We start from the raw sequence: 4,843 nt of genomic DNA, 5'->3' as shown, positions 1-4,843 counted from the left end.
TCTGACCCCTGCAAGATCACCGAAAGTAACCACCGCCGGTGGCCCGACCAGCAAGGCTCCATACCTCGACATACACAAAGGAATTGACAACCTCGACCGGCGGTGTGCCCAGCGCCCACAGGACCTGGACGCTGCCGGGCGGGCGGAACACGAGATCAATCCCGGACCACTTCTGCACCCGGTAGCCGAGCCGGGAAGCCCGGGCGGCCGCTGCGGGACTGTCGCCGGCGGCAAGACGGTCGGCAACGATGCGGTCCGCGTCCGGGTGGAGGCCTTCGCCGAACAGGTTCCGCATCTGCCCCTCGGTGACCCGATCCCCGGCCACCAGGCCGACCGCGGGCAGCGCCCGGCCCATCCATACACCCGGCGGGACACCCGCCTCCTCCTGCGCCTGCTCCAGGCTCTTTCCCCGCGGCCGACGGCCGTCACCGACCGCCACCTGACGCCCGTAGTACTTGTATGCGGAGCCCTTGCTGACTTGCTTGCACGTCATCATGCAACCCAGCACAGCACCTAAAAAGCGCTGGTCAACGGCCCAAACTGAGGGCTCCCGTGGGGCGGGACGAAACCACGGAGTCGTCGGTCCGCTCTCCCGTGTCACGGGCAGCCGGCAACCATACTTCCCACCTCGGCTCCAGACCGGCAGAGCTCCGCTGCCGCAGGAAAGTTCACGCCGGGCGCCCGGTCTCGGGGAGCGGACTGTGGCCTTCGGACCAGTCGTTGACCCAGCCGCAACCCGCACACGCGTACCGGCCATCGAGACCCGCGATCTGTGTCCCGCACCGAGCGCACCCTATATAGGTGATCTCGGGATGCGGCAGAGACATCTCAGGGCGGGCCGGCCGTTCCGCTTCCGGGGCAATCGCCATAATCGGAAGCTACCCGCGTAAGCAGCGACGTCCGGGGCCAAAAGCGACACCACCACACCCTCTCTACAGGCACCGGGCAAGCCGGTACTTGCAGGCTTGCCCACGGCTGGCGAAGGCTTGCCCAGGAGCAACAGGAACGTGACCGATAACCGGTCCCGAAATGGTGGATCAGACGAGACGACGGATAAGGAAACCTGCCTCTTCTCCTATGGAGAAGAGGTGTAAGCGGCAGTTTCCTGGATACCCACCGGTTCTGACCTGCGCAGACGAACGGATCGACGTATCGGGACCGGTACCTGCGCCGGCAGCCGCATTGGAAGCGTGGCCGGTACCAGCGCAGGTACCAGCGCCGGTAGCAGGTCAGTTGAGGGCCTGGACCTCACCGACCCGCGCGGCGAACGCGGTTCTCACGGGTCTCGGCGAACTCAGACGGGTGCGGTTCCTTTCGAGTGACGGCCGCGATGAAGTGGTGAGATCGTAGTTCCGCTGGTGAGTGCGTCAGGCGTGATGCCGAAAGTTCATGCAGCGGGGGCCGCGCCGGGTCGGGATACTGGGCCGGTGAGCAACGCCATGGCTGAGTACGAAGCGGCTACTGAACAGTTGGAGCGAAGGGTCTACATCGGGCTACGCGAGGACAACCTCGACCCGCAGGACGTTGTGGCCCTCGCCTGCGAACTGCTCGACTGGTCCCACTGCACCGAGGCCATCCTGGAGGTCGTCGAACGGAACCCAGCCGAGGTGCCGCCGGCGGAGATGACGGCCCTGGCCAGGCGCATCCTGGACGACGTGGGTTTCGAACCCGGCTTCGACCTCGCCCCCGAGCGTTTGGAGACGTTGCGCGCCGCGCTGCGGATCATTGCCCGCGACCTGCCCACGCGTGGGATCGAGGGCGAACCGGAGATCGAGGTCCTGGAGGACTGGTTCCCGACGGGAGCCGGTGTCCGCCTTGCCGACGGCGACAGGCTCAACTGGGGCGGACATATCCTGCCGAGCACGTGCGACGACCCGACCATGGCACTGACCAGCCTGACGATCATGATCCAGGAGAGCCTGCTCGAACAGACCTGGCAGGTCTGGCCGGTGTGCCCCCGACATGACCTCGGTGTCCACGGCTCGGAGCGGGACGGCGAGGCCGTGTGGTGGTGCGCGGGCGACGGCGGACACGTACTCGCGCCGGTCGGCGAACTCTCTCGCGCGCTCGGCCGCCGTCGCCACAAGTAGGGGCGGCGGTGGGGTGTAGTTCGTTTCGAACGACGGCCGCGATCATGCGGTGAGGGCGTAGTTCGGCTGGTCGGGTGCGGGGTAGAGGCGTTCGTGTTCGCGGGCGGCGTGGTGGCGCCAGTAGGGGTCGAGGTCGCCGTTGGAGACGACGGCACGCAGTCGCAGTACGGCTTCCGCTCCGTCGAGGCCCCAGCGGGCGCCGGTGATGTCGAGGCGGTCGGCGATCAGGTGGCGGCAGGCGCCCTCGACCGCGCCGGTGGCGATCGGCCAGCCGTTTTCCAGCGCCGTGTCGTAGCGGAGCTGGTCGAGGTGGCCGGTCAGATAACGGTGGCAGACGTCGAGGGCGTCGCGCCGGGCGGCCGACAGGTGTTCGCCGTCCGCCTGGGCGGTCATCTCGGTGGCGGTGCGGGACGCGTGACCTGCGAGAATCGCAGTCAGGTGCTCGGCCGCCCAGGCCGCGGCCTCGGTCGTGCCCGGTTTGTGGAAGGCGTGGGCAGCGGCCCAGACGTATTCCGCGACGTGCACGAAGTCCAGCAGCGTGTGCACCGTGACGCCGCGTCGGTCGGCCTCGGCACGGATCAGGTCGAGCTGGTGGCGGGCGCCGTCGACCAGCACGATCCACGGCCGCAGGTGCTTGGGGTCACGGGCCTCGGCTTGGTCGAAGGCGTCGGCGATGACCTGTTCGGGCGTGCGGACCAGGGAGGCGGTGCACCACTTGTTCTCGGCCCGCGGTCCCGGTCGGGGCGGCCGTTCGCCGCTGCGGCCGCCGGGCGGGTGGATCACGTCGTGCGGACGTCTGGGGGCGGGGCGGGTGTCGAAGACGCAGGCCACCGTCGCCATCCGCTTCCGGTTCGGCTTCTCGCCCGGCGCAAGCCGCCCGCGATGACCGACTACCGCTTTCGCGGCGGCCCGGCGGGTGGCCTCCCGCAGGGCCTCAGGCCGCATCACCACGCCCTTGCCGTCGACCTGGATCACCAGCGGCATCTCGCGGGTGCACGGGATCGGGATCCGGGTCCGGTAGAAACCGTCGATGTCGACCGCGGCGGCGACCACGAGTTCTTCCAGTCTGCGTTTGCCGAGCACGTTCCCGCAGCGGCGCTGGACCGCTTCGTGGGCCTGGTCGAACGAGCCGCGGACGGCTTCGGTGACCGCGAGTCGCCGTAATCCCGTCGAGTGCCGGCCCGCTGGCAGGGACAGCGCCTCGTCGGCGGGGTGGACGTTGCCCACGCCCCGGCCCCGGTGGGCGACCCGGGTGACCCGGACGAGCCCGAATACGCTGGCCAGCCAGCGCGAGTGTCCCGTCTCCTGCCAGGGCCGCACCCGTCCCTCCGGCCCGGTCACAACCGGCCTGCCCCTGCCACGGGCCTGTTCCTCTTCCCGCGCTGCGCGCAGGTCCAGATGGCCCTGCAGCAGCAGGCGAAGCAGTTCTCGCCCGGCCACCTCCAGGTGTTCCTCCAGTTCGGCATGGGTCCACGTGCTCGCCTGATCGCCCGACAGCGTATGCGTCAGCGTCTCGAAGGCGATGAGGGAGCGGGCAAAGGGGTCAGCGGTGGCATGGGTGTCGTACGGTGTCATCTCCGGGGCTCTTCCCGTCCAGCATTCGATATGGGTCGCACCTTCGAATGTAGGCGCGGAAGGGCCCTGCTGCTAACGGGAGTTGGGCGAAGTAGCCCTGCGGCGGTGGGCCGGGGCGAACATGCCGGGCGTGTCCTCGTCCAGCCAGCCTCGCTCCACCAGCCGCTTCAGCTTCGACCTCGTGCCTTCGATCTTTCCGCTCTCCGCCGGAAGCCCGATCCGCGGTACGACCTGCTTGGCGCGGACCGGCCCCGGCGCGTCCGCCACCACCTCCACGATGTCCCGATACACCCGCGGCAAGATCTCCGGCCCCATCCCGGGCTGCCAGTTCGGCACCGTCAACACCCCGATGACCTGCCGCTCGGTCCCTGCATACGCCGACGCCACCCGCTCACCCGCAGTCGGCAGCCGTGCGTCGACGGCCGCCGCCGAGTCCTCCGGGGTCATCTCCGCGAGTACTTCGGCGACCGTCTCTCGCGCGATTCGCAACCGCTCCAGACTCTCCCTGGCCAGCTCCAACTTCTCGGCCAGCGCGGCGACCTCAGCTTCCAGCTCCGCCACCTGAACCCGGGCAGCTGCCTCGCGTGCTTCCAACTCCTCGACCAGCGAACCCATCCGCCACCTCTCCTCCACGACCATGGTAGAGACGAGTAGCCGAGAACACAGCCCTGCTCAGCGTTCTCCCAGGTCAACCCTTCCCTTCAGAGGAACCGCACCCAACTCAGACAGTCCGGCCCCTGTCCCTGCGTAACGGCCGCCTGACGACCGGACAGGACCTGGTACGGAGGTACCGACAAACACCAACATAATCAGGTCTGTGGTGGACTTTCGTAAACATCGGGCCCCCGGGGAGCCGCTCGTCCTGGCGGCCCTGGTGCCTTCGCATGCCGGGCCGTGTGACCACGGGCCGTGCGCCCTAGCGGATTTACTGGCCGTGGAACGGCTGGACGATCCGCGCTGCTGCGCCGGCCACCATCCCGAGGCGCTCCGCACCACCACCTGACCACGCCGCGAACGCTGACCCCCGGCCGGCGGTTGCCACGGCCATCATCACCGTTGCCCCGAGGACCCGGCCTGCCTCCCAGTACTACAGCAGCAGATCTTGTGACGGTTGATCGGTGCTGTCGTTGAGTGGTCATGCTGGTGGATGTGACGGAGGAGCATCTCAGCCTGTGGGC

General features: G+C 68.6%; 5 protein-coding genes. 1 reads left to right on the top strand and 4 read right to left on the bottom strand.

Translation table 11 applies throughout. The annotated features are described in order from the left end of the window. Positions 1–16: 16 nt before the first annotated feature. Entirely contained in the window at positions 17–496 is a 480-nt protein-coding gene (locus ABZV38_RS39580; protein ID WP_356333714.1) for a relaxase domain-containing protein, read from the bottom strand. 172 nt (positions 497–668) lie between these two features. Beyond that, positions 669–869 (bottom strand): hypothetical protein, encoded by a 201-nt coding sequence (locus ABZV38_RS39575; RefSeq protein WP_355791162.1) that lies wholly within the window; start codon positions 867–869, stop codon positions 669–671. Between the two features lie 570 nt (positions 870–1,439). Here ABZV38_RS39575 and ABZV38_RS39570 point away from each other — a divergent pair. Further along, positions 1,440–2,090, top strand: coding sequence for a hypothetical protein (locus tag ABZV38_RS39570; RefSeq protein ID WP_356333712.1), 651 nt, complete (start codon positions 1,440–1,442; stop codon positions 2,088–2,090). A gap of 42 nt (positions 2,091–2,132) precedes the next feature. On the opposite strand, the gene ABZV38_RS39565 is transcribed toward ABZV38_RS39570, so the two are convergent. Together ABZV38_RS39565 and ABZV38_RS39560 are read right to left on the bottom strand one after the other, a co-directional pair. Beyond that, positions 2,133–3,665 (bottom strand): ISKra4 family transposase, encoded by a 1,533-nt coding sequence (locus ABZV38_RS39565; protein WP_356333711.1) that lies wholly within the window; start codon positions 3,663–3,665, stop codon positions 2,133–2,135. Positions 3,666–3,737: 72 nt separating this feature from the next. After that, a complete protein-coding gene (locus ABZV38_RS39560; RefSeq protein WP_356333709.1) occupies positions 3,738–4,298 on the bottom strand; it encodes a hypothetical protein in 561 nt (186 codons plus the stop codon). Positions 4,299–4,843: the final 545 nt, after the last annotated feature.

Origin of the sequence: Streptomyces sp. NPDC005181, assembly GCF_040608395.1 — a bacterium.
Classification (GTDB): Bacteria; Actinomycetota; Actinomycetes; order Streptomycetales; family Streptomycetaceae; genus Streptomyces.
This window is presented reverse-complemented; position numbering and strand designations above follow the sequence as displayed.